At 65.3% G+C, this 21,348-nt stretch carries 19 protein-coding genes; 17 read left to right on the top strand and 2 right to left on the bottom strand.

Annotated features, from left to right (window positions below; all coding sequences use genetic code 11):
• Positions 1-78 precede the first annotated feature (78 nt).
• The 16 genes from tsf (at position 79) to ACN2C7_RS11750 (ending at position 16,301) form a co-directional block, all read left to right on the top strand.
• Positions 79-1,017, top strand: a complete 939-nt coding sequence (tsf, locus tag ACN2C7_RS11825; protein ID WP_419317185.1) for a translation elongation factor Ts — start codon at positions 79-81, stop codon at positions 1,015-1,017.
• 234 nt (positions 1,018-1,251) lie between these two features.
• Positions 1,252-1,974, top strand: coding sequence for a UMP kinase (gene pyrH / locus ACN2C7_RS11820; RefSeq protein ID WP_419321461.1), 723 nt, complete (start codon positions 1,252-1,254; stop codon positions 1,972-1,974).
• A 23-nt stretch (positions 1,975-1,997) separates the two neighbouring features.
• Entirely contained in the window at positions 1,998-2,564 is a 567-nt protein-coding gene (gene frr, locus ACN2C7_RS11815) for a ribosome recycling factor (RefSeq protein WP_419317184.1), read from the top strand.
• A 43-nt stretch (positions 2,565-2,607) separates the two neighbouring features.
• Positions 2,608-3,387, top strand: a complete 780-nt coding sequence (uppS, locus tag ACN2C7_RS11810) for a polyprenyl diphosphate synthase (protein WP_419317183.1) — start codon at positions 2,608-2,610, stop codon at positions 3,385-3,387.
• Entirely contained in the window at positions 3,365-4,213 is an 849-nt protein-coding gene (locus ACN2C7_RS11805) for a phosphatidate cytidylyltransferase (RefSeq protein ID WP_419321460.1), read from the top strand. Before uppS ends, ACN2C7_RS11805 begins: the two co-directional genes overlap by 23 nt.
• Positions 4,201-5,400, top strand: a complete 1,200-nt coding sequence (dxr, locus tag ACN2C7_RS11800) for a 1-deoxy-D-xylulose-5-phosphate reductoisomerase (protein ID WP_419321459.1) — start codon at positions 4,201-4,203, stop codon at positions 5,398-5,400. The genes ACN2C7_RS11805 and dxr overlap by 13 nt, the downstream gene beginning before the upstream one ends.
• Positions 5,401-5,419: 19 nt before the next feature.
• Positions 5,420-6,904, top strand: coding sequence for an RIP metalloprotease RseP (gene rseP, locus ACN2C7_RS11795; protein WP_419317182.1), 1,485 nt, complete (start codon positions 5,420-5,422; stop codon positions 6,902-6,904).
• A 17-nt stretch (positions 6,905-6,921) separates the two neighbouring features.
• Positions 6,922-9,285 (top strand): outer membrane protein assembly factor BamA, encoded by a 2,364-nt coding sequence (bamA, locus tag ACN2C7_RS11790; RefSeq protein ID WP_419317181.1) that lies wholly within the window; start codon positions 6,922-6,924, stop codon positions 9,283-9,285.
• Between the two features lie 2 nt (positions 9,286-9,287).
• Entirely contained in the window at positions 9,288-9,920 is a 633-nt protein-coding gene (locus ACN2C7_RS11785; protein WP_419321458.1) for an OmpH family outer membrane protein, read from the top strand.
• A gap of 47 nt (positions 9,921-9,967) precedes the next feature.
• Positions 9,968-10,987, top strand: a complete 1,020-nt coding sequence (gene lpxD / locus ACN2C7_RS11780) for a UDP-3-O-(3-hydroxymyristoyl)glucosamine N-acyltransferase (RefSeq protein WP_419317180.1) — start codon at positions 9,968-9,970, stop codon at positions 10,985-10,987.
• Between the two features lie 2 nt (positions 10,988-10,989).
• Entirely contained in the window at positions 10,990-11,466 is a 477-nt protein-coding gene (fabZ, locus tag ACN2C7_RS11775) for a 3-hydroxyacyl-ACP dehydratase FabZ (RefSeq protein WP_419317179.1), read from the top strand.
• Entirely contained in the window at positions 11,463-12,257 is a 795-nt protein-coding gene (gene lpxA, locus ACN2C7_RS11770) for an acyl-ACP--UDP-N-acetylglucosamine O-acyltransferase (RefSeq protein WP_419317178.1), read from the top strand. The genes fabZ and lpxA overlap by 4 nt, the downstream gene beginning before the upstream one ends.
• 9 nt (positions 12,258-12,266) lie before the next feature.
• Positions 12,267-13,109 (top strand): UDP-2,3-diacylglucosamine diphosphatase, encoded by an 843-nt coding sequence (gene lpxI / locus ACN2C7_RS11765; protein ID WP_419317177.1) that lies wholly within the window; start codon positions 12,267-12,269, stop codon positions 13,107-13,109.
• Positions 13,106-14,284, top strand: coding sequence for a lipid-A-disaccharide synthase (lpxB, locus tag ACN2C7_RS11760; RefSeq protein ID WP_419317176.1), 1,179 nt, complete (start codon positions 13,106-13,108; stop codon positions 14,282-14,284). Before lpxI ends, lpxB begins: the two co-directional genes overlap by 4 nt.
• 110 nt (positions 14,285-14,394) lie before the next feature.
• A complete protein-coding gene (locus tag ACN2C7_RS11755) occupies positions 14,395-16,038 on the top strand; it encodes a flagellar hook-length control protein FliK (protein WP_419317175.1) in 1,644 nt (547 codons plus the stop codon).
• Positions 16,035-16,301 (top strand): EscU/YscU/HrcU family type III secretion system export apparatus switch protein, encoded by a 267-nt coding sequence (locus ACN2C7_RS11750; protein ID WP_419317174.1) that lies wholly within the window; start codon positions 16,035-16,037, stop codon positions 16,299-16,301. Before ACN2C7_RS11755 ends, ACN2C7_RS11750 begins: the two co-directional genes overlap by 4 nt.
• Before the next feature lie 75 nt (positions 16,302-16,376).
• On the opposite strand, the gene gltA is transcribed toward ACN2C7_RS11750, so the two are convergent.
• Both gltA and gltX read right to left on the bottom strand, forming a co-directional pair.
• Positions 16,377-17,657, bottom strand: a complete 1,281-nt coding sequence (gene gltA / locus ACN2C7_RS11745; RefSeq protein WP_419317173.1) for a citrate synthase — start codon at positions 17,655-17,657, stop codon at positions 16,377-16,379.
• A 66-nt stretch (positions 17,658-17,723) separates the two neighbouring features.
• The gene (gltX, locus tag ACN2C7_RS11740) at positions 17,724-19,145 is read right to left on the bottom strand and encodes a glutamate--tRNA ligase (RefSeq protein ID WP_419317172.1); all 1,422 of its coding nucleotides are present in this window, start codon (positions 19,143-19,145) and stop codon (positions 17,724-17,726) included.
• A gap of 115 nt (positions 19,146-19,260) precedes the next feature.
• Here gltX and ACN2C7_RS11735 point away from each other — a divergent pair, with 115 nt between their 5' ends.
• The gene (locus tag ACN2C7_RS11735) at positions 19,261-21,330 is read left to right on the top strand and encodes a ComEC/Rec2 family competence protein (protein WP_419317171.1); all 2,070 of its coding nucleotides are present in this window, start codon (positions 19,261-19,263) and stop codon (positions 21,328-21,330) included.
• The last annotated feature ends 18 nt before the right edge of the window (positions 21,331-21,348 follow it).

Genomic DNA, 21,348 nt, shown 5'->3' with positions numbered 1-21,348 from the left:
GTTTGAGGACCGTTGTGATCATGACATGCGACCGGGCTATCAAGCCCGGTCGCTAAACGTTTGAATATGGAGGATCTCATGGCTGAAGTGACCGCTGCGCTGGTGAAAGAACTGCGCGAGAAGTCCGGCGTCGGCATGATGGACTGCAAGAAGGCGCTGGTTGAAAACGCGGGCGACATCGATGCGTCCATCGACTGGCTGCGCGCCAAGGGCCTGTCCAAGGCCGCCAAGAAGGCTGACCGCGTCGCCGCCGAAGGCCTCGTCGGCATCGCCGTTCGCAACGAAGGCGCCGGCATGACCGCCGCCGCTGTCGAAGTGAACGCCGAGACTGACTTCCTGGGCCGCAATGAACTGTTCCAGAACGCCGTCCGCAAGATCGCGGCTGTTGGCCTGGACAATGATGGCGTCGACGCCATCAACGCCGGCAAGACCGCCGACGGTGAAGTGGTTGCAGATCTGCTGACTAACCTGATCGCCACCATCGGCGAGAACATGGTTGCTCGTCGCTCCGCGCGCTTCAGCGTCGCCCAAGGCGCCGTGTCGACCTACATCCACAACGCCACTGCGCCCGACCTCGGCCGCATCGGCGTGCTGGTGGCCATCGAAGGCGCCGGCGACCAGGCCAAGATCCTGGAGCTGGGCCGCAAGATCGCCATGCATGTCGCCGCGACCTCGCCGCTCTCGCTGTCGCCGGACGATCTGGACCAGGCCGCGATCGAAAAGGAACGCGCCATCTTCACCGAGCAGGCGCTGGAGTCGGGCAAGCCCGCCGCCGTCGTCGAGAAGATGGTCGAAGGCCGCATCCGCAAGTTCCTGGAAGAGGTTGTGCTGCTGAAGCAGGCCTTCGTCATGAACCCGGACCAGACCGTCGAGCAGCTGGTCGCCGAGACTGGCAAGGAACTGGGCTCGCCGCTCACCGTGAAGGGCTTCGTTCGCCTGGCCCTGGGTGAAGGCGTCGAGAAGGCTCCGGTCGGCGATTTCGCCGCAGAAGTCGCCGCCATGGCTGGTCAAGCCTAAGACTGGGTGTAGCTCCAGGCCCGCCTGGCGGCGCTTGGAGTTTCCGTCTTCGAAGGGCGCGGCGCGTGTGACGCGCGCCGCGCCCTTCTTGCGCCTGCGTCCGTGCATTTTGGCCCTCTGAGGCCATCTGCAGCCGGGCGCGCGCAAAACCGATCCCACTTTTGACGAACGCGCACTATGTTGCGTCCCGACGACTCAGGAAGAGCCCGGCCCATGTCTGAATCCAGCCCCGCCATGCCGAAGCCCTACCGCCGCGTGCTCCTGAAGGTTTCCGGTGAAGTGCTGATGGGCGACACGCCCTACGGCATCGACACCAACACGGTACAGTCCGTCGCTGAAGATATCGCCGAGATCGTCAAGTCTGGCGTCGAGCTGTGCCTGGTCATCGGCGGCGGCAACATCTTCCGCGGCATGGCCGGAGCCGCAAAGGGCATGGAACGCTCTAGCGCCGATTATATGGGCATGCTGGCCACCGTCATGAACGCCCTGGCCATGCAGGACGCGCTTGAGCGGATCGGCGTATCGACCCGCGTGCAGTCGGCCATTCCGATGGCGACGGTCTGCGAGCCCTACATCCGGCGCCGCGCCCAGCGTCACCTGGAAAAGGGCAGGGTGGTGATCTTCGCCGCCGGAACGGGCAACCCCTTCTTCACAACCGACACCGCCGCCGCCCTGCGCGCCGCCGAGATGCAGTGCGACGCCCTGTTCAAGGGCACCAGCGTCGATGGGGTCTATACCGCTGATCCGAAGAAGGACGCTTCGGCCCAGCGCTATGACCGCCTGACCTATATGGACGTGCTGGCCAAGGACCTGCGGGTCATGGACGCCTCGGCCGTCGCCTTGATGCGCGACAGCAATATTCCGATCGTGGTCTTCTCCATCAAGGGGCGCGGCAATCTGCTGAACGTCCTGCGGGGCGAAGGCACCTTTACCGTCGTCGCCCAAGACGCCGCCTAAACTCTAGCGAAGAGAGCCCCGCCATGGCCGCCGCCGAAAAGCCAGTTCTGTCCCGCTACAAGGAGCGCATGGAGAAGTCCGTGCTGGCCCTGAAGGAAGATTTTGCCGGATTGCGCACGGGTCGCGCCTCTTCCAACCTGCTCGACCAGATCGTCGTCAACGCCTACGGCTCGATGGTCCAGCTCAACACCGTCGCTTCGATCAGCGTCCCAGAGCCGCGCCAGATCAACGTCAATATCTGGGACAAGGGCGTTGTCGCGGCCGTGGAAAAGGCGATCCGCAATTCGGATCTTGGCCTCAATCCGGTGGTCGAAGGCAACAACCTGCGCATCCCGATCCCGCCGCTGACTGAAGAGCGTCGCAAAGATCTGACCAAGATCGCCGGCAAGTATGCCGAGGCGCAGAAGGTCGCCGTGCGGAACATTCGCCGAGACGCCAATGACGACCTCAAGAAGGCCGAGAAGGCCAGTGTCATCAGCGAGGACGAGCTGAAGAAGATGGAAACCGAGGTCCAGAAGATGACCGACGAAGCCATCAGGAAGGTCGACGAGGCCTTGAAAATCAAAGAGCAAGAGATCATGCAGGTTTAGGCGCCGACCTGAGTAACGGGACGGTTAGGGAAGGCTTGAAGCAATGTCGGCGACGACCGGCCTGCAAGATGTTTCGGCGCGCGCTGGGGGCGATGCGTCGGACCGCTCTCTGCATGTGGCCATCATCATGGACGGTAACGGTCGCTGGGCTAAGCGGCGCGGAATGCCGCGCGCGCTTGGGCACCGCGCGGGCGTCAATGCGCTCAAGCGCACGGTAGAGGCCGCGCCGGATCTTGGCGTTGGCGTATTGACCGTTTTTGGCTTCTCGACCGAGAACTGGAGTCGTCCGGCGCACGAGATTTCCGAGTTGATGGGTCTGCTGAAGGCCTATGTCGAATCGGATTTGGAACGCCTGGCCCGTGAAGGTGTCCGAGTGCGGATCATTGGGCGTCGCACGGGGCTTGCTGCCGACATTCAAGAGATCATCGAGCGCGCCGAGCGCCGTACGGCCAGCAATACCAAGTTCATACTTCAAGTCGCTTTCAACTACGGCGGTCGCGGCGACATCGCTGACGCCGCCCGCGCGTTTGCAGAGGCCGTAGAGCGCGGGGAGGCGAAGGCTTCCGATCTCGACGAAGGCGCTTTCGAGCGGCTGTTGTCGACGTCCGCTGCGCCGGCCCCCGATCTCATCGTTCGCACCAGCGGAGAACAACGGATCTCGAATTTCCTGCTGTGGGAATGCGCCTATGCGGAGCTCGTTTTTCAAGACGTGCTCTGGCCTGACTACGGACCCGAAGCGCTCTCGGCCGCCATTGCGGAATATCGCGGGCGTGACCGACGCTATGGAGGCATTACTGCCGATGACGTCGCCGTCGCCGGCTAAGCGCTTCAACTGGATAAACTTACGGGTGCGGGTGCTTTCAGCCACCGTGCTCGTACCCACAGTCGTGGCCGCCGTATGGTTTGGTGACGTCTGGTTCCTGGCGCTCGTGGCGGTCTGTGTCGCGCTCCTGGCCCGCGAGTGGGGCATGATGAGCGCGCCGCGCGCGCCCAGGGGCGTGGCTCTTGCCATAGGCGTCGCCGTTCTGGTGGCGGTCGTGGCTGCATTCCGCGGACACTACTATCTGACCTGGCCGCTCTTGGTTGCGGGTGCGATCCTGGCCGCCTTGATCGCCCGAGGCGCGGTCGAGCGCCGGGCCGACGCAGCCTATGGCGTTATCTACATTGCGCCGGCGTGCATCGCCCTAGTCTGGCTGCGCATGATTGATGCCGGCCTCAGCTGGACGCTTCTGCTGTTCGCCGTCACCTGGTTCGCTGACATTTTCGCCTTCGTGGTGGGCAGCATCCTGAAGGGACCCAAGCTCTGGCCGAAGTTCTCGCCAAACAAGACCTGGTCGGGGTTCTTTGGCGGGCTGGTGGCCGCTTCGATCGCCGCCGTGGGTATCGATGCCCTTTCTGCGTTGCTGCCGGGCTTGCCGGACATGAACCTGACCTGGCCGGTCGCCGCGCTCATCGGGTTTCTGGGCGGCCTGTCCACGATGATGGGCGACCTTTGGGAATCGATGCTGAAGCGCCGGTTCGGCGTGAAGGATTCCGGGGACCTGATCCCGGGTCACGGCGGTCTGCTGGATCGCGTTGACGGCCTGATGTTTGCGGCCATCGTCATTGCCGCAGTGCGGCTGATCTATCTTTACGGATTGGCGCGTTGATGGCCGTCCGACGGGTCGTGGTTCTCGGCTCCACGGGGTCGATCGGTGTTTCGACCCTGGGACTGTTCGAAGCGGCCGGCGTCGAGGTCGAGATTCTAGCCCTGACGGCCGGTCGCAATGTCGAGCGGTTGATCGAACAGGCGCGCCGCTGGCGTCCCACTGTCGCGGTGATCGAGGACGAGAGCCTGCTAGGCGCTCTGCGCGACGGCTTGAAGGATACGGGCGTTCGATCGGCGGCCGGGGCTGCGGCGATCATCGAGGCCGCATCGATGGGCGCCGATTGGGTGATGTCGGCCATCGTCGGAGCCGCCGGCTTGGCGCCGACCCTGGCGGCAGCGCGAACGGGCGCGGTGATCGCTCTGGCGAACAAGGAGAGTCTGGTCTGCGCCGGGCCCGCCCTGCTGAGGATCGCGCGCGAGTCGGGCGGATCGGTGATACCGGTCGATTCCGAACACTCGGCAATTTTCCAGATTCTGCAGCCGGCCTGTATCCAACGCGTATCGCGCCTGATCCTGACTGCGTCCGGGGGGCCGTTCCGCACCTGGACCCGCGAACAGATGGCGGTCGCCACGCCTGAACAAGCCATCGCTCACCCAAATTGGTCGATGGGCGCCAAGATTTCGGTCGATTCGGCTTCCATGATGAACAAGGGGCTGGAGATGATCGAGGCCTCGTACCTGTTCGATACTCCGGAAGAGCGCATCGAGGCCGTGATCCATCCGCAGTCCGTGATTCACAGTCTGGTTGAGTACGCCGACGGCTCGACGCTGGCCCAGCTTGGCCCGCCCGACATGCGCAGTCCGATCGCCTGCGCGTTCGCCTGGCCTGATCGGCTTCCCTGGCCCGCGCCGCGTCTTGATCTGGCCGCCTATGGCCAACTCACCTTCGAGCAGCCTGATCTGGAACGTTTTCCATCCATTACCATCGCCCGAGAGGCGATGCGGCTAGGCGGCGGCGCTCCGGCTGCTATGAACGCAGCCAATGAAGTGGCTGTGGCGGCGTTCCTTGACCGTCAGATCGGCTTTCTCGATATTGCCGCCTCGGTGGCGGGGACCCTGGACCGCATGAATAGCCTGGGTGCCCTAATGGAAGCCGACGCAGATCCGGTCGAGAGCGCCATGACGACGGACGCGAGCGCCCGCCGCATTGCGGCCGAGGTTGTGCGCCAAGTTCACCGCAACAACTGAAGACGAGAAGAAACCCGACATGCTCGGCTTCATGCAATCGGCGGCCGCCTACATAATCGCCTTCCCGCTGGTGATCCTGGTGGTCGTGACCGTTCACGAGCTTGGACACTTCTGGGCGGCCAAGGCGTGCAACGTAGAGATCGACCGATTCTCGATCGGCTTTGGCCGCGCCATCTTCTCGTGGCGTGATCGCGATGGCGTCCAATGGCAGATCGGCTGGCTGCCCCTGGGCGGCTATGTCCGGTTCGCTGGCGATGAGAACGCCGCGAGTGTTCCTGACCAGCAGGATCTGGCCAGCCTGCGCACCGCGATCGAACGTCGCGAAGGCAGCGAGGCAGTCAACCGCTATCTGCATTTCAAGCCTTTGTGGCAGCGGGCTTTCATCGTCGCGGCGGGCCCTGCGGCCAATTTTGTCTTGGCGATCACGCTGTTTGCTGTGCTGCTGGGCGTGTTCGGCGAGACCGTGCGCCGCCCCGTGATCACGGGCGTGAACGCCGGCAGTCCCGCTGCGGCTGCAGGCTTCCTGCAGGGCGACGTGATCATCTCGGCCGATGGCCGCAAGGTGAACAACTTCGGCGAACTGGACAGTTATGCGCTGCTTCGCAGCGATGTTCCGATCCGCTTCAAGATAGAACGCGACGACAAGACGATCGAACTGGTGGCGACGCCGGCGCTCGTGGACGTTTCGGATGGCTTTGGCGGCAGTCAGAAGGCCGGCATGCTGGGCTTTGGCGCGCCGCCGCTGATCGCCAGCGTCGAGCCGGGCTCGCCTGCCGAGAAGGCTGGTCTGCGACGCGGCGATTTCATCCAGCGCGCCGATGGCGCCGCGATCGGAAGCTTTGAAGATCTTACCCGCCATGTGGCCAAGCGCGGTGGCAATCCCATTGCCTTCCAAGTCTACCGGGGCGGCGAGACGATCACTATCGTCGCAACGCCTACGATGCTGACCCGGCCTGATGCGGACGGCAAGCCGAAGGCCCGGATGCTGCTCGGGGTCGCTGGCGGCCTGCCCAGCAGCGATATCCAGCGCGTGCGTTATAACCCCATCGAGGCGCTCGCAGGCGGCGTCGCCCGCACCTGGGATGTCCTGGAAACCACAGTCTACTATCTGGGCCGGGTTATTCGTCTGGAGGTCTCGGCCGAACAGATCAGCGGTCCCATCGGTATCGCCAAGACCTCGGGTCAACTGGCTCAGGCCGGCGCCGCCGGCGCGACCGACTTCCCATCGATGCTGCTGGGTTCTGCGGTAGCCCTGATCTGGCTGTCGGCAATCCTCTCCGTCAGCGTCGGCTTCATGAATCTGTTGCCAATTCCCGTTTTGGACGGGGGGCATCTGCTGTTCTATGCCTATGAGGCCATCGCCAGACGACCGCTCGGCGCGCGTCTTCAGGCGGCAGGCTACAGGGTTGGTCTTGCGCTGCTGCTGAGTTTCATGTTGTTCGCGACCTGGAATGATCTGCAGCGCCTAAGCGTCTTCAAATTTTTTGGCGGGCTGTTCTCTTGAGCGGTCGCCTTCCGTCCATGATTGGTCCCATGAACAAAATTCGCGCCCATAGCGCCGCGTTCGCCACCGGTGTGGCGCTTCTCTTCGGTTCGACCGCGTTGGTCGCGCCCGCTGCGGCTTTCGCCCAGGCGGCGCAGACTAGTGTGGTGCAACGGATCGTCGTGCAGGGCAACGAACGGATCGAGCAGGGCACGGTGATGTCCTATCTGCCGATCCAGCCGGGCGACACCGTGGACGCCGCCCGTCTCGACCTGGCGCTGAAGACCCTGGCGCGGACCGATCTCTTCGCCGACGTGAAGATCGAGATGTTGTCGGGCGATCTGATCGTGAAGGTCGTCGAGAACCCGATCATCAATCAGGTGGTCTTCGAAGGGAATTCGTCCCTGAAGGAAGACAAGCTGAAGGACGAGGTCCAGATCCGTCCGCGCGGCATCTTTACTCGCGCCAAGGTTCAGGCCGATGTGCAGCGCATCATCGAACTCTATCGCCGGTCGGGCCGCATTTCGGCGACCGTCACCCCAAAGGTTGTGGAACTGCCGCAAAAGCGCGTCGATCTGGTGTTCGAGATCAACGAAGGTCCCAAGAGCGGCGTGCTGGGCATCAACTTCCTGGGCAATTCCGAGTATTCGGACAACGATCTGCGCGACGTGATCGTGACCAAGGAGTCGCACTGGTACAAGTTCCTGACCAGCAACGACAACTACGACCCCGACCGGATCGAGTACGACCGCGAACAACTGCGCAAGCACTATCGCAATCGTGGCTATTTCGACTTCCGCGTTGTATCGTCTATGGCTGAACTGGCTCCGGACAAGAACGGTTTTGCAGTCACCTACACCTTGGACGAGGGTCCGAAGTACAAGTTCGGCAAGATCACGGTCGAGACCGAACTCAAGAAGCTTGATGGGACACTGCTGGCCCAGATCCTGCCGGTCCGCACCGGTCAGCTCTACGAAGACGAGCGCATCGAGCAGGCGACCGACGCCCTGACCTTCGCGGCCGGCGCGGCCGGCTTCGCCTTCGTGGACGTGCGTCCCCGTTATGTGCCCAATCGCGAAACCAACACGGTCGACGTGGTCTTCCAGGTTCGCGAAGGCCCGCGCGTCTACGTCGATCGTATCGACATCGTCGGCAACACCCGCACCCTTGACTACGTGTTGCGTCGCGAACTCGAAGTGGCCGAAGGCGACGCCTATAATCGCGTGCTGGTCGACCGCTCCAAGAACAACATCCGTCGCCTGGGCTTCTTTAAGGAAGTCGAGATCGAGGAAGTGCCCGGCAGCGCGCCTGACCGCACGGCCCTGCGCGTCAAGGTCGAGGAACAGCCCACCGGCGAGCTCTCGTTTAGCGCGGGCTACAGCTCGGTCGACAAGCTGGTGCTGGATGTTGGCATTACTGAGCGGAACTTCCGCGGTCGCGGCCAGAACATGCGCGGGCGGATTTCCGTCGGCTCACTGCGGCAGCAGATCGATTTTGCCTTCACTGAGCCGCGCTTCCTGAACCGCAGCCTGGTGGCCGGCGTTGATGTCTATTCGTTCCGCTACGACCTCAGCGACTACGCCGCCTATGACACCCGTTCGGTGGGGGGCAATGTTCGCATCGGCTTCCCGCTGACCCAGAACGCTTCGATGAGCATGCGCTACACGCTGCGTCGCGACGAGGTGAGCGTCTCTGACGGCCTGTGCAACAGCGGCTCGGTGTCGCAAATCCTCTGCCTGCAGCGCGGCGCCTACATGACCTCGCTCGTCGGCTACGGCCTGCGGATCGACAAGCGGAATGATCCGATTCAGCCCACGCGCGGCTGGTTCGCCGACCTGAACCAAGATCTGGCGGGCTTCGGCGGCGACGTGAAGTACCTGAAGACCGAAACCGACGGGGGCTGGTACTGGGGCTTCAACAAGGACTTCATCTTCAGCGCCACGGGTTCGGCCGGCTATATCGAAGGCTGGGGCGGCGACAACGTCCGCATCAACGACCGTTTCTACAAGGGCGGCACCAACTTCCGCGGCTTCGAGACTGCCGGTATTGGCCCGCGCGACATCTCGACCCAGAGCAACTCGATGGGCGCGAAGCTCTACGCGATCGGCACGCTCGAGTTGACCGTTCCGACGCTTCTGCCCGAGCAATACGGCATCAAGGCTGCGGTGTTCAGCGACTTCGGTACGGCTGGCTTGCTCGATGACGTCGATCGCCAGTCTTCAACGGGCGTGTTCGATCCGAATATCCGCGACAACCTGGGCCTTCGCGCCTCTGCGGGTATCAGCATCGACTGGAAGTCGCCTATGGGCCCCATCCGGTTCGACTTCAGCAAGATCCTTTCCAAGGAAGACTACGACCGGACCGAAACGTTCCGGTTCTCCACCTCCACAAGGTTCCAATGATCATGACTTCCAAGTTCCTGTCCGCGGCCGCTTCGGGCGTCGTCGCCATCGCCATGTCGACCAGCGCCCTGGCCCAGACGGCTCCTGCTGCCGCTCCGGCGATCTCGCACGGCGCGCCGATTGCTGGCGTCTGCATCTTCTCGAGCCAGCGCGCCGTCGGCTCCTCGGCGGTCGGCAAGGCCGTCGATGCTCGTCTGAAGACCATCATTGCGCAGGTGAACGCCGAACTGACCGGCGAACGCACCACGCTGGACAACGAAGCCAAGGCGCTGGACGCCAAGAAGGCCACGATGGATCAAGGCGCGCTCGAGCAGCAAGCCGCTGGCCTGCAGGTCAAGGCCAACGCCTGGCAGCGCAAGGGCCAACTGCGCCAGAAGGAAGTCGAAGCCACCGAACAGAAGGCGCTGTCGCGCGTCTATCAAGAGCTCGATCCCGCCATCAAGCAGGTCTATCAGCAACGCACCTGCGGCATCCTGATGGACCGCGAGTCGGTGCTGCTGGCCAATCCGGCCATGGACATCACTGACGCTGTGGTGGTCGCCCTTGACGCCCGCATCAAGACCCTGACCTTCGACCGCGAACGTCTGGACCAACCGGTCGCCGGCGCTCAAGCTCTGTCGCCGACCAAGAAGTAAGCGAGTCGGCCCGCGCCCTGCGCCGGGCCCATCGCCGAGAGGACGAGATGCCGGACCCACGATTTTTCGATGACATGGGTCCGGCGTCACTCCAGGAACTGGCGCGTCTTGGCGGGGCCGAACTGGGGGACGTCAGTCTTGGGTCGCGCTCCATCGCCCATGTCGCGCCGCTTGACGCCGCTGATGGGCGAGCCGTCAGTTTCTTTTCCGACCCCAAACGTCGTGACGCGGCCGCCACCACCCAGGCCGGGGCCTGTTTCGTTCGTCCCGAGCACAGCGATATGCTCGCGCCGGGTTGCGCTGCGCTGTTGACGGCACATCCGCAGGCCGCCTGGGCGGCCGCCGCCACGCGGCTGCATGCGCCCCGTCGCCACGAACCACTGTCGGCTTCCATCCATCCCGATTGCGAGTTGGAAGACGGCGTCAGGCTGTCACCCGGCGTGACGGTCGGTCAGGGCGCGAGGATCGGGCGAGGCACACATCTATCGCCAGGCGCGGTGATCGGCCCAGGCGTCACCATCGGACGCGACTGCCTGATCGGGGGCAATGCGGTGATCGGTTTTGCGATCATCGGCGACCGGGTCAGCATCCATGCCGGCGCGGTGATCGGCGAGGCGGGTTTCGGCGCCGCCGGCGGACCGCGCGGCGTTGTCGATCTGCCTCAACTCGGTCGAGTGGTGATCCAGGATGGCGTCACCGTCGGCGCCAACAGTTGCATTGATCGGGGCGCCTTTACCGATACGACGATTGGCGAAAACACCAAGATCGACAATCTGGTGCACGTCGCGCACAACGTCCGTCTGGGTCGCAATTGCGTGCTGGCGGCCTATACAGGGCTCTCCGGCAGCACCGTTGTCGGCGACGGCGTCGCGTTCGGCGGCAAGGCCGGCGTTGCGGATCATTTGACCATCGGCTCAGGAGCCAGCATCGGCGCATCGGCGTCGGTGTTCAAGGACGTGCCTGCGGGCGAAACATGGACAGGGTTTCCGGCGCGGCCGCTCAAGCGGTGGCTCCGAGAAACCGCATGGCTGTCGCGCATGGCGGGCGGCCGGGGAACAAGGGGCTAAGTATGGGCCAAGACGTCGCCGAACCGGCGCAAACCAATATCGACATCGCCGAGATCCTGGCCAGGATCCCGCATCGCTATCCCTTCCTGCTGGTGGACCGGGCCGAGGACTATCGCCCGCATCAGTCGATCGTCGGCATCAAGTGCGTGACGGTGAACGAGCCCTTCTTCCAGGGTCACTTCCCGGGCAATCCAGTGATGCCCGGCGTCCTGATCATCGAGGCCATGGCTCAAACGGGCGCGGTTCTGATGAGCAAGTCGCTGGAAGTCGACACTGAGGGCAAGACCATCTTCTTCATGTCGGTCGACAACGCCCGCTTCCGCAATCCCGTGCGCCCGGGCGAGGTGATCCGCATGGAGGTCGAAGTAACGCGGTCGCGCTCGACCATCTTCAAGTTCAAGGGCGTGGCCAAGGTGAACGACAAGGTCGCCGCCGAAGCCGAATTTGCGGCCATGGTGGTGGAGACGCCGACCAAATGAGCCAGATTCATCCAACGGCCATCGTCGATCCCGGCGCGAAGCTGGCGGCCGATGTCGAAATCGGCCCGTTCAGCATCGTCGGACCGGACGTGACCCTGGCGACCGGGGTGCGTCTGATGTCTCACGTCGTGATCGAAGGCGTCACGACCCTCGGCGAGGGGTGCGTCGTGCATCCGTTCGCCAACCTCGGCGGCCCGCCCCAGCACCTGGGGCACAAGGGCGAGAAGACCCAGCTGCTGATCGGCCCACGCAACATCATCCGCGAACACGTCACCATGCACACCGGCACCGCGTCGGGCAAAGGCGTGACGACAGTGGGCTCCGATGGTCTCTACATGGTCGGCTCGCACATCGCCCACGACTGTATGGTCGGCGACCACGTGGTCATGGCCAAGGGCGCGACCCTGGGCGGTCACGTCGCGATCGGTGATTTCGTATTTATGGGCGGCCTGGCGGCGGCTCACCAGTTCAGCCGCATCGGCCGCTACAGCTTCATCGGCGGCCTGGCCGCGGTGACCAAGGACGTGATCCCCTACGGCTCGGTGTGGGGCAACCACGCCCATCTCGAGGGCCTGAACCTGGTGGGCTTGAAGCGTCGCGGCTTCTCGCGTGAGACGATCAACGCCCTGCGCGCCGCCTACCGCCTGTTGTTCGCCGACGAGGGGACCTTCCAGGAGCGCCTGGACGACGTCGCCGAGATCCACGCGGGCAATGTCGAGGTGATGGAGATCGTCGACTTCATCCGCTGCGACAGCAACCGTCCGCTTTGCCTGCCCGAGCGTGAGGTCTAGGCTTTCCTCATGCGCAAGCTTGGCCTGATCGCCGGCGGGGGCGCGCTGCCCGTCGAACTGGCGGCCCACTGCGAGGCCGCAGGGCGTCCATTCGCGGTGATGCGGCTGAGAAGCTTTGCTGACGCCGCTCTGAGCCGCTATCCCGGCATGGAGGTCGGGCTTGGCGAATTCGGCAAGGTGTTCAAGGCGTTGAAGGCCCAAGGCTGCGAGGTTGTGTGTTTCGCGGGCACGGTCAATCGCCCGGATTGGTCGGCCCTGATGCCGGACCTGCGCGGCGTGAAGGTCATTCCGGGCCTGATTCAGGCTGCTCGGCGGGGCGATGACGCCCTGCTGCGCCGGGTGCTGGATGAGTTTGAAACCGAAGGCTTCGCCATCGAGGGCGCCCACGAGGTACGGGGCGAGATGACCTTGCCGGTAGGCGTTCTGGGCGCCCATGCGCCTCGCCCTCAGGATCAGCACGACATCGAGCGCGCCCTGCTGGTGGCCCGCGAGATCGGCAAGCTGGACGTAGGGCAGGGCGCCGTGGTCTGCGAGGGCCTTGTGCTGGCGGTGGAGGCCCAGGAGGGCACAGACTCCATGCTGCGCCGTGTGGCCGATCTTCCCCAAGCCATTCGCGGCACCGCGGAGCGCCGTCGCGGCGTGTTGGCCAAGGCTCCCAAGCCGATCCAGGAGACCCGCGTCGATCTGCCGACCATCGGCGTCGCCACCCTGCAGCGCGCCGCGCGGGCCGGTCTGGCCGGCATTGTCGGCGAGGCGGGCAACCTGCTGGTGCTCGACCGCGCTGCGGTGATTGCCTGCGCCGATGATCTGGGCCTGTTCGTGCTGGGGGTCGAGCCCGGGAGTCTGGGATGACCCGCCCGCTGACCGTCATGCTGGTGGCCGCCGAGGCCTCAGGAGACGCTCTCGGCGCTGGCCTGGCCAAGGCCCTGAAGCGACGCCTGGGCGATGACGCGGTGAATTTCGTCGGCGTCGGCGGCGCCAAGATGGCCGCCGAGGGCATCCAGAGCCCCTTCGACATCGCCCAGCTGTCTATCATAGGCATCGTCGAGAGCCTCAGAGCCTATCCCAGGGCCATGGCGCGACTGAAAGACACTCTGGCGCTCGCGGAGCGGGAAAAGCCCGATGTGGCCGTCCTGATCGACTCCTGGGGCTTCAATATCCGGCTCGCTCAGGCCCTGCGTCGACGGAGCCCCGCGCTGCCTCTGGTGAAATATGTTGCGCCCCAGGTCTGGGCCTATCAGCCCGGCCGGGCGAGGGCTTTGGCCAAGGCCGTTGACCTGCTGCTGTCGATCCAGCCGATGGATAAGCCGTTCTTCGACAGGGCCGGTCTGGAGAGCGTGTTCGTCGGCAATTCCGCCCTGGCCAAGGATTTTAGCCAGGCCGATCCGGCCCGGCTGCGCGCTGCCATAGGCGCTGCGGCTGACCAGGAGATCCTGCTGGTCTTGCCCGGCAGTCGCCCGTCAGAGATCGAGCGCGTGATGCCGGTCTTTGAAGACGCCGTGCGCAGGCTGAAAGCCGATCGCCCGAATCTTGCCGTGGTCGTCCCGGCCGCCTCCACCGTCACGGCCGCCGTGAAGGCGCGCGTGGCCGGATGGCCGTTCCGAGCGCATGTGATCGAGGACGAGGCGCTGAAGGATGACGCCATGGTCGCTGGAACCGTCGCTCTGGCCTGCAGCGGCACAGTGACGACCGAGCTTGCGCTGGCCGGTTGTCCGATGGTCGTGGGCTATCGCACCGGCGCCGTGACCTATGGCCTGCTGAAGCTGCTGTTCAAGCCGCGCTGGGTGACCCTGTTCAATATCGCGGCTGGCAAGGCTGTGGCCCCGGAATATCTGCAGAAAGCCCTGCAGGGCGAGGCGCTCGAAAAGGCCATCGCTGTTCGACTGGACAACGCCGATCAGCGCGCGCGGCAGATCGCCGAGCAGAGCGCCGCGCTTGAGCGAATGGGGCGGGGAATGCCTGACCCGTCGGAGGCCGCAGCCGAGGCCTTGCTGGCTTTCCTCGCCAAGGCGCGGCCAGCGACCTGACGCGGCCCGGCAGCGCTGCGGGCCTCGCCGTTGACCGTCTGGAACGACTGGGTGTCGAGACGGACTCGGACTATTCTGCCTTTCGTGACCCGTAAGACTGGAGACCAGTTTTGGCGATCGATCCGGCAGCGCCCGCAGTTCCCATCACGCCCGCTCGCGCCACGGGGAGCTCGCCAGAGGTGGCGGCGGCCTTGTCCGCGCTTGCGCGCGCCGCCGTGGCCAACAGCACATCGACCCTTGGCCAGATCGTAGGCGCAGCGCATGCGGAGCCTCAGGGGGCGTCTGGCGCGGCCACGCCCCCCGTCTCCGACGCAAGTGTCGACGCACCGGGTGGCGGACACCTGATCGCGCCATCCCCGCCTTCGGCGGAGCCCTCCGCCAGCGACCGGATGGCCGCGGCTGTGCGATCGGCTGCGGCTCGGGCGGCGCCGGTCCAATCCGGCTTGGCGCCGATGATGGCGGACATCGAGGCGACGGTCATTAGACCGGAAACGCCCGAAACGGTGCGGCATGCGGCCAAGGCCTTGCTTGAAGGCGCCATTCTCACCCAGCAACCCATGACATCCACGCTGGTTCGCAATGCCTTCGAGGATTCTGGCGTCTTCATGGAGGCCCGGCTGGCGCGGGCCGCGCTGGTCGCACAGTCATCGGTTCCCGCCGCCACCGGGGACATGAAAGCGGCGCTGCTGGTGTTTCGCGCCGTGGTTTCGACGTGGCTGGCCAAGACGCCCGGGGCCGAGCCCGGCGGGTCGCGGGTCCCTTCCTCTTCCGGCGAACCCACCGCAGCGCAGCGGTCTGGCCCCAATGTCGGCGCGACCTATACGCCAAGCGGCTCGGTCGCCTCGGTTCAGGGTCCGGTTTCCGCCCCCATCGCGCAACCGTATCGCGCCCCACCAGGATTGAATGCCGCGCCGGCTCTGCCTCCGGTTTCAGATCCCCTTGCTACGATTGCGAGGAACGAAGCGACGCCAAGGCTCGACCAGAACGCCCCCGAAGCGACGCCTCCGGCCACGCAGCCTCGCGTTGCTCCGGCTCCGGCGCCGCCGTCGCGTCCATTCCTGATGGTGGGACTGATCGAGGACGAAGTCGTCGCCCCGCCTCTGCCAGTGGAGAACAACGAGGCAGAGGCAGCCGCCCGCCACTCCGGGCTCGCGGTGTCATCGCGCCCACCTTCTGGGCCGCCGCCGCCGCCCTACGCGGGTGGTCCCACAGCCGCCCAGGCGGCCGTCCGTTCGGATCTTCCCGGAGATCTGCCGCCGGCCGAACTGGCGCGGCGTCTGTTGAAGAGCGTCGATGGCGCCATCGCGCGCCAGGAGCTGTCGCAGATCGCTTCGCTGCCGGAGTCGCGCGGTGAGGCGGAGCGGACCACAGAGATCAAGACGTCTCGCTGGGTGTTCGACCTGCCGTTCCAGACCGCTCAAGGCTTCGCGGTGGCGCAGTTCGAAATCAGCCGGGATGGCGGAGGCGGCGGATCCGACTCCGGGCGCGAGATCGAAAAAACCTGGCGCGCCCGTTTCTCGCTGGATGTGGAGCCGCTGGGGCCGGTCCATGTCCAGATCGCCCTTACGGGCGCCTGCGCGCGGGTTGGTCTGTGGGCCGAACGACCGGAAGCCGTGGCCCGGCTTCAGGCGGGGGAGGCGGCTTTGAGCGCCGCGCTTCGCGAGGCCGAGCTGTCGCCAGAGGTCGCCTTCCATGCGGGCGCCCCGACGGTCGCTGTGACCGCGCCAGGCCGCTTCGTGGATCGGGCGTCATGACCGGGCCTGTCGGCGGCGCGCGCGGTCCCGGCAAGATTGCTGTCGCCTTGCTTTACGAGGGCGCCGATACGCCCAGGGTCGTCGCTTCAGGTCAGGGTTGGCTTGGCGAGAAGATTGTCGAGACGGCGCGCGAGCATGGCGTCCCCATCGAAGACAACCCGGCTCTGGCCCAGGCCCTGTCGACCATCGAGATCGATGAGGAGATCCCCGAAGCGCTCTATCGCGCGGTCGCCGAGATCCTCAGCTTCCTGCTCAAGCCGTAACGGGCAAGGAAAAGGCCCCGCCTTGCGACGGGGCCTCTCCGGATCGGTCTGGCCGGATCAGTCTGAATCGACGGCTTAGCCGCGCTTTTCGAGCGGCGTGTAATCGCGCTGCGTCGCGCCGGTGTAGAGCTGACGCGGACGGCCGATCTTGCGCGCGGGATCCTCGAACATTTCCTTCCACTGGCTGATCCAGCCAACGGTGCGGGCCAAGGCGAACAGCACGGTGAACATGTTGGTCGGGAAGCCCATCGCGCGCAGGGTGATGCCCGAATAGAAGTCGATGTTCGGGTAGAGCTTGCGCTCGATGAAGTAGGGGTCGCTGAGGGCGACCTTTTCCAGCTCCATGGCCACCTGCAGCAGGGGATCGTTGATGCCCAGCTGTTCCAGGACCTCGTAGCAGGTCTTCTGCATGACCTTGGCGCGCGGGTCGAAGTTCTTGTACACGCGGTGGCCAAAGCCCATCAGCTTGTACTTCTTGTCCTTCACGCCCTGCACATAGGCGGGGATGTTCTCGACCGTGCCGATTTCCTCGAGCATCTCGAGGGCTTCCTGGTTGGCGCCGCCATGCGACGGGCCCCACAGGCAGGCGATGCCGGCGGCGATACAGGCGAACGGGTGAGCGCCCGACGAACCGGCCAGACGGACGGTCGAGGTCGAGGCGTTCTGCTCGTGGTCGGCGTGCAGGATGAAGATGCGGTCCATGGCGCGCGTCAGGACGGGGTTGGGAACCCAGTCCTCGGCCGGCACCGAGAAGCACATGCGCAGGAAGTTTTCCGAATAGGACAGTTCGTTGCGCGGCGTCACGAACGGACGGCCGACGCTGTACTGGAAGGCGCGCGCGGCGATGGTCGGCATCTTGGCGATCAGGCGATGGGCGCTGATCTCGCGTTGCTTGGGATCATCGACGTTCAGGCTGTCGGCATAGAAGGCCGACAGGGCGCCGACGGCGCCGGTCATGATCGCCATCGGGTGAGCGTCGCGGCGGAAGCCCTGGAAGAAGCTGTCGAACTGGGCGTGCAACATCGTGTGATAGGTGATGTTGTGCTCGAACTTGGTGGCCTCTTCGGCCGTGGGCAGCTCGCCGTTCAGCAGCAGGTGGCAGACTTCCAGGAACGAGGACTTCTCGGCCAGTTGGTCGATCGGATAGCCGCGGTGCAGCAAAATGCCGGCGTCGCCGTCGATATAGGTGATCTTGCTCTCGCAGGACGCGGTCGAGGTGAAGCCCGGATCGAACGTGAAGTGGTCGCTGTCGCCGTAGAACTTCCGGACATCGACGACGTCCGGACCGGTGCTGCCCTTGAGGATCGGCAGATCGTAGCTCTTGTCGCCGATCGTCAGTGTGGCTTTATCGGTCATGCGGGAAACCCCTTCATCGATGGAACGAGCAGTCCAAGTTTCATTTCGCGAGTGCGTTATAGCGCCTCATGCGCGCACAGCTAGCGCGTCGTCAAGACGGCCGAGAGTCTCCTCGCGACCGATGGCGGTCATGATCTTGTTCAGGTCGGGCGCTTGTGACCCGCCCGTTAGAATGCCGCGCAGCGACGGGCCGAATTTGCCAAAGCCGACACCTTCGGATTCCGCGAAGGATTTCAATAGCGTTCCCAGCTCTTCCACGTCCCATTCCGGGTTCTGGGCCAGGCGATCGCGCAGGCGGCGCAGGCGCTCGACTGTTTCTTCGTTCAGTTGCTTGGCGGTTTTTTCCTCAAGCGCGAACGGGCGCATTTTCAGCGCGAATGCGCAGTGTTCCGCCAGCTCCAGGATGGTCTTGGCGCCTTCCTTGACCTGGGGAACGACCGCCAGCAGGCGAGCGGCCGCGTCTGTTGGCAAGCGGGCGCCCTGGGCGATCAGCGCCTTCAGGACAAGGTCGGCCAGACGGCTGTCATCGGCGACGCGCAGGTGCTGGCTGTTGATGTGATTGAGCTTGGCCCAGTCCAGGCGCGCCGGCGCCTTGACCACGTCCTTGACGTCGAACCATTCGATCGCCTGGGCGTCGCTGAACACCTCGTCGTCGCCGTGGCCCCAGCCAAGCCGGGCCAGATAGTTGCGCAGGCCCTCGGGGATGTAGCCCATGTCCGCGAACTCGCCGACGGCCTGGGCGCCGTGGCGCTTGGACAGCTTGGCGCCGTCCGGACCGTGAATCAGCGGGATGTGGGCGAAGGCCGGCAGGTCCCAGTCCATCGCCTGATAGATCAGGGTCTGGCGGGCGGCGTTGTTGAGGTGGTCGTCGCCCCGGATCACGTGGGTGACGCCCATGTCGTGGTCGTCGACCACCACGGCGAGATTATAGGTCGGCGCGCCGTCGGCCCGCAGCAGGACGAGGTCGTCGAGATCGGTGTTCTTGAACGTCACCGGACCCTTGACCAGATCGTCGACCAGGGTCTCGCCGTCGGCGGGGCCCTTGAAGCGGATGACGTGCGGCGCCGACGGATCGGCCGGCGGCGGCGCGTCGCGCCAGGGCGAGCGGATGGCGTGGCCTTCAGCGCGGGCCTTCTCGCGGGCGACTGCCAGTTCCTGGACCGTCATCCAGCAGCGATAGGCGCGGCCGCGCTCCAGAAGCTGCTGAACCACCTCGGCGTGGCGCGGCGCGCGGGTGTGCTGGAACACCGGCTCTTCGTCGGATTTCAGGCCCAGCCAGTCCAGGCCCTCGAAGATCGCGGCCACGGCGGGTTCGGTCGAACGCTCGCGATCGGTGTCTTCAACGCGAAGAAGGAACTTTCCACCCGTATGGCGTGCATATAACCAGTTGAACAGCGCTGTGCGTGCGCCGCCGATGTGCAGGAAGCCGGTGGGCGAGGGGGCGAAGCGCGTGACCACGGCGCGGTCGGTGGAGGAGGGGTTCGACATCGAACTCAATGCTGAAAGGCAAGACGCCGCCGAGACGGCCGGGAACGCGCGCCGAGGCGCGGCTTGGGCGGAGCGTCTTAGCACGGCGCTTCGCGCATGGCCTAGTCCGCCGACGATGTTCCGCGTCCTGCGCGATGAGATGAGCGCCAATCTGGATCGCTGGTTCCTGTGGAGTCCGGTCTGGTTCGGCTTGGGCGCGGCGGCCTATCTTCAAGCGCCTTTCGAGCCCTCGCTCCCGCTATTGGCCTTTCTGAGTCTGATCAGCGTCATACTGTGGTGGCTCTACCGATCCTCGATCCGGACCTTGATCGTCCTGTTGGCCTTGTTTGCCTTTGCGATGGCGGGGGGACTGGCGGCGAAGATTCGCAGTGACAGGGTCGCCGCGCCGGTCATCGACGGCGAGCGCGCGCCGCGTCGCCTGGAGGGCTTCGTGGTCGATGTCGTCAGTCCAGGCGCGGGCGGACCTCGATTGCTGATCGCTCCGGTCGCCATTGGAGGCCTCACGCCAGCTGAGACGCCAAACCGGGTCCGGGTGACGGTCGACGCTGTGGACTTGCCCAAGCCGGGGGACGCTGTGCGACTGCGCGCCATTCTCGGCCCCCCGCCGCCTCCGGCTGCGCCGGGTTCCTATGACTTCGCTCGCGACGCCTGGTTCAACGCCGTTGGGGCGGTCGGTTTCTCGCTCGGCGATATCAGAGAGACGCATCTGGATCCGCCGCCCTGGCGACTACGGGTCACCATGGCTGTCAACGTCTTCCGCTGGCGCCTGGCCGAGCGGATCGTCGCGCACATGGGACCTGAGAGTGGCGGGATCGGCGCGGCCATGGTCACCGGCCACGAGACCTGGATCACGCCCGAACAGACCGAGGCGATGCGCGCCTCGGGGTTGGCCCACATTCTTTCGATATCGGGCCTGCACATGGCCATCGTCGGCGGCTTCGTGTTCGGTCTGACCCGGCTGGGAATCGCGGCCTGGCCCTGGCTGGCTCTGCGCGCTCCGGGCAAGAAGATCGCTGCTGTGGCGGGCCTGACGGCCGTAGCGATCTATCTGGTCATCTCCGGCGCGCCGCCGCCGGCCGAGCGCGCGGCGATCACGGCCAGCGTGGCCTTCGCCGCCATTCTTTTCGACCGCCAGGCCGTAACCCTGCACGGCCTGGCCCTGGCGGCGCTGATCATCCTGGCGCTGCAGCCCGAAGCGGCCGCTGCGCCTGGTTTTCAGATGTCGTTCGCAGCCACCACGGCCCTGATCGCTCTGGCCGAAGCCTGGCCAAGACCGATGCGCGAGATTTCGGTGCCCTGGCCGATCCGGGCGATCCAGGCAGTCGGCGCCTGGCTGGCCGTCAGCATTGGCGCGAGCTTTGTCGCCGGACTGGCGACAGGTCCCTTCGCCATGCAGCATTTCAACCGTGTGGCCATCTGGGGTTTGCCGGCCAATCTGATCGTCGCGCCGCTGTCGTCCTTCGTGATCATGCCGTTCCTGGCCCTGGGCACGGCGCTGGAAAGTGTCGGCTGGGGCGCGCCCTTCCTGTTGATCGCCGGCTGGGGCGTTGAGGCGATGGTCGATGTAGCCCGAAAATTCGAGTCGATCGGCGGCCAGGCCGTGGTCGCCAGCGCGCCGCCGTTCACCCTGGTTGTCGCGTTCCTGGGTTTGATGATTCTTTGTCTCTGGAGCGGACGACTACGCTGGCTCGGCGCACCCCTGGCGCTGGCTGTCGCCCTTTGGCCTCGCCCTCCGGCGCCTGATGTCTGGATCGCCGCCGACGGCGCCACGGCCGCTGTTCGGCAAGGCAAGGAGGCCGTTCTCCTCCGACCCGACAACCGCCGCTTCGGCGCTGAACTGTGGGCGCGTCGACGGGGTCTGGCGATTGGCGAGACGCGTGGGTTTACGTGTTCGGCCTATGCCTGCCGGCCCCAGAGCGACGCGCCGGTCGCCGTCGCCCTGTCGTGGAGCCGCAAGGAGATCTCGGCGCAGGCGCTCGGAGATCTCTGCTCAGGCGCTGAAATCGTTGTCCTGCGCGGCGACTTTTCGGGCGCAATGCCGACGGGGTGCGCCGATCGCATCGTCCTTACGGCAAAAGACTTCGCCGTCGGCGGCGCAGCCGAGCTCTATCGGCGCGACAATGCGTGGTGGATTGTATGGGCGCAGCCGCTGCGAGGGCGGCGGCCATGGTCAGGGTCGCATTGAGCGCTACTGCCACTCACT

Origin of the sequence: Caulobacter sp. ErkDOM-E (assembly GCF_048541895.1) — a bacterium.
Lineage (GTDB): Bacteria > Pseudomonadota > Alphaproteobacteria > Caulobacterales > Caulobacteraceae > Caulobacter.
This window is presented reverse-complemented; position numbering and strand designations above follow the sequence as displayed.

Bases quoted from the DNA above. Each gene is read 5' to 3' on its own strand.
- lpxB (WP_419317176.1), top strand. From the start codon at position 13,106: ATGACCCGCCCGCTGACCGTCATGCTGGTGGCCGCCGAGGCCTCAGGA.
- ACN2C7_RS11785 (WP_419321458.1), top strand. From the start codon at position 9,288: ATGACTTCCAAGTTCCTGTCCGCGGCCGCTTCGGGCGTCGTCGCCATC.
- fabZ (WP_419317179.1), top strand. From the start codon at position 10,990: ATGGGCCAAGACGTCGCCGAACCGGCGCAAACCAATATCGACATCGCC.
- frr (WP_419317184.1), top strand. From the start codon at position 1,998: ATGGCCGCCGCCGAAAAGCCAGTTCTGTCCCGCTACAAGGAGCGCATG.
- lpxA (WP_419317178.1), top strand. From the start codon at position 11,463: ATGAGCCAGATTCATCCAACGGCCATCGTCGATCCCGGCGCGAAGCTG.
- tsf (WP_419317185.1), top strand. From the start codon at position 79: ATGGCTGAAGTGACCGCTGCGCTGGTGAAAGAACTGCGCGAGAAGTCC.
- rseP (WP_419317182.1), top strand. From the start codon at position 5,420: ATGCTCGGCTTCATGCAATCGGCGGCCGCCTACATAATCGCCTTCCCG.
- lpxD (WP_419317180.1), top strand. From the start codon at position 9,968: ATGCCGGACCCACGATTTTTCGATGACATGGGTCCGGCGTCACTCCAG.
- pyrH (WP_419321461.1), top strand. From the start codon at position 1,252: ATGCCGAAGCCCTACCGCCGCGTGCTCCTGAAGGTTTCCGGTGAAGTG.
- gltX (WP_419317172.1), bottom strand. From the start codon at position 19,145: ATGTCGAACCCCTCCTCCACCGACCGCGCCGTGGTCACGCGCTTCGCC.
- lpxI (WP_419317177.1), top strand. From the start codon at position 12,267: ATGCGCAAGCTTGGCCTGATCGCCGGCGGGGGCGCGCTGCCCGTCGAA.
- gltA (WP_419317173.1), bottom strand. From the start codon at position 17,657: ATGACCGATAAAGCCACACTGACGATCGGCGACAAGAGCTACGATCTG.
- ACN2C7_RS11735 (WP_419317171.1), top strand. From the start codon at position 19,261: ATGTTCCGCGTCCTGCGCGATGAGATGAGCGCCAATCTGGATCGCTGG.
- ACN2C7_RS11750 (WP_419317174.1), top strand. From the start codon at position 16,035: ATGACCGGGCCTGTCGGCGGCGCGCGCGGTCCCGGCAAGATTGCTGTC.
- bamA (WP_419317181.1), top strand. From the start codon at position 6,922: ATGATTGGTCCCATGAACAAAATTCGCGCCCATAGCGCCGCGTTCGCC.
- ACN2C7_RS11805 (WP_419321460.1), top strand. From the start codon at position 3,365: ATGACGTCGCCGTCGCCGGCTAAGCGCTTCAACTGGATAAACTTACGG.
- uppS (WP_419317183.1), top strand. From the start codon at position 2,608: ATGTCGGCGACGACCGGCCTGCAAGATGTTTCGGCGCGCGCTGGGGGC.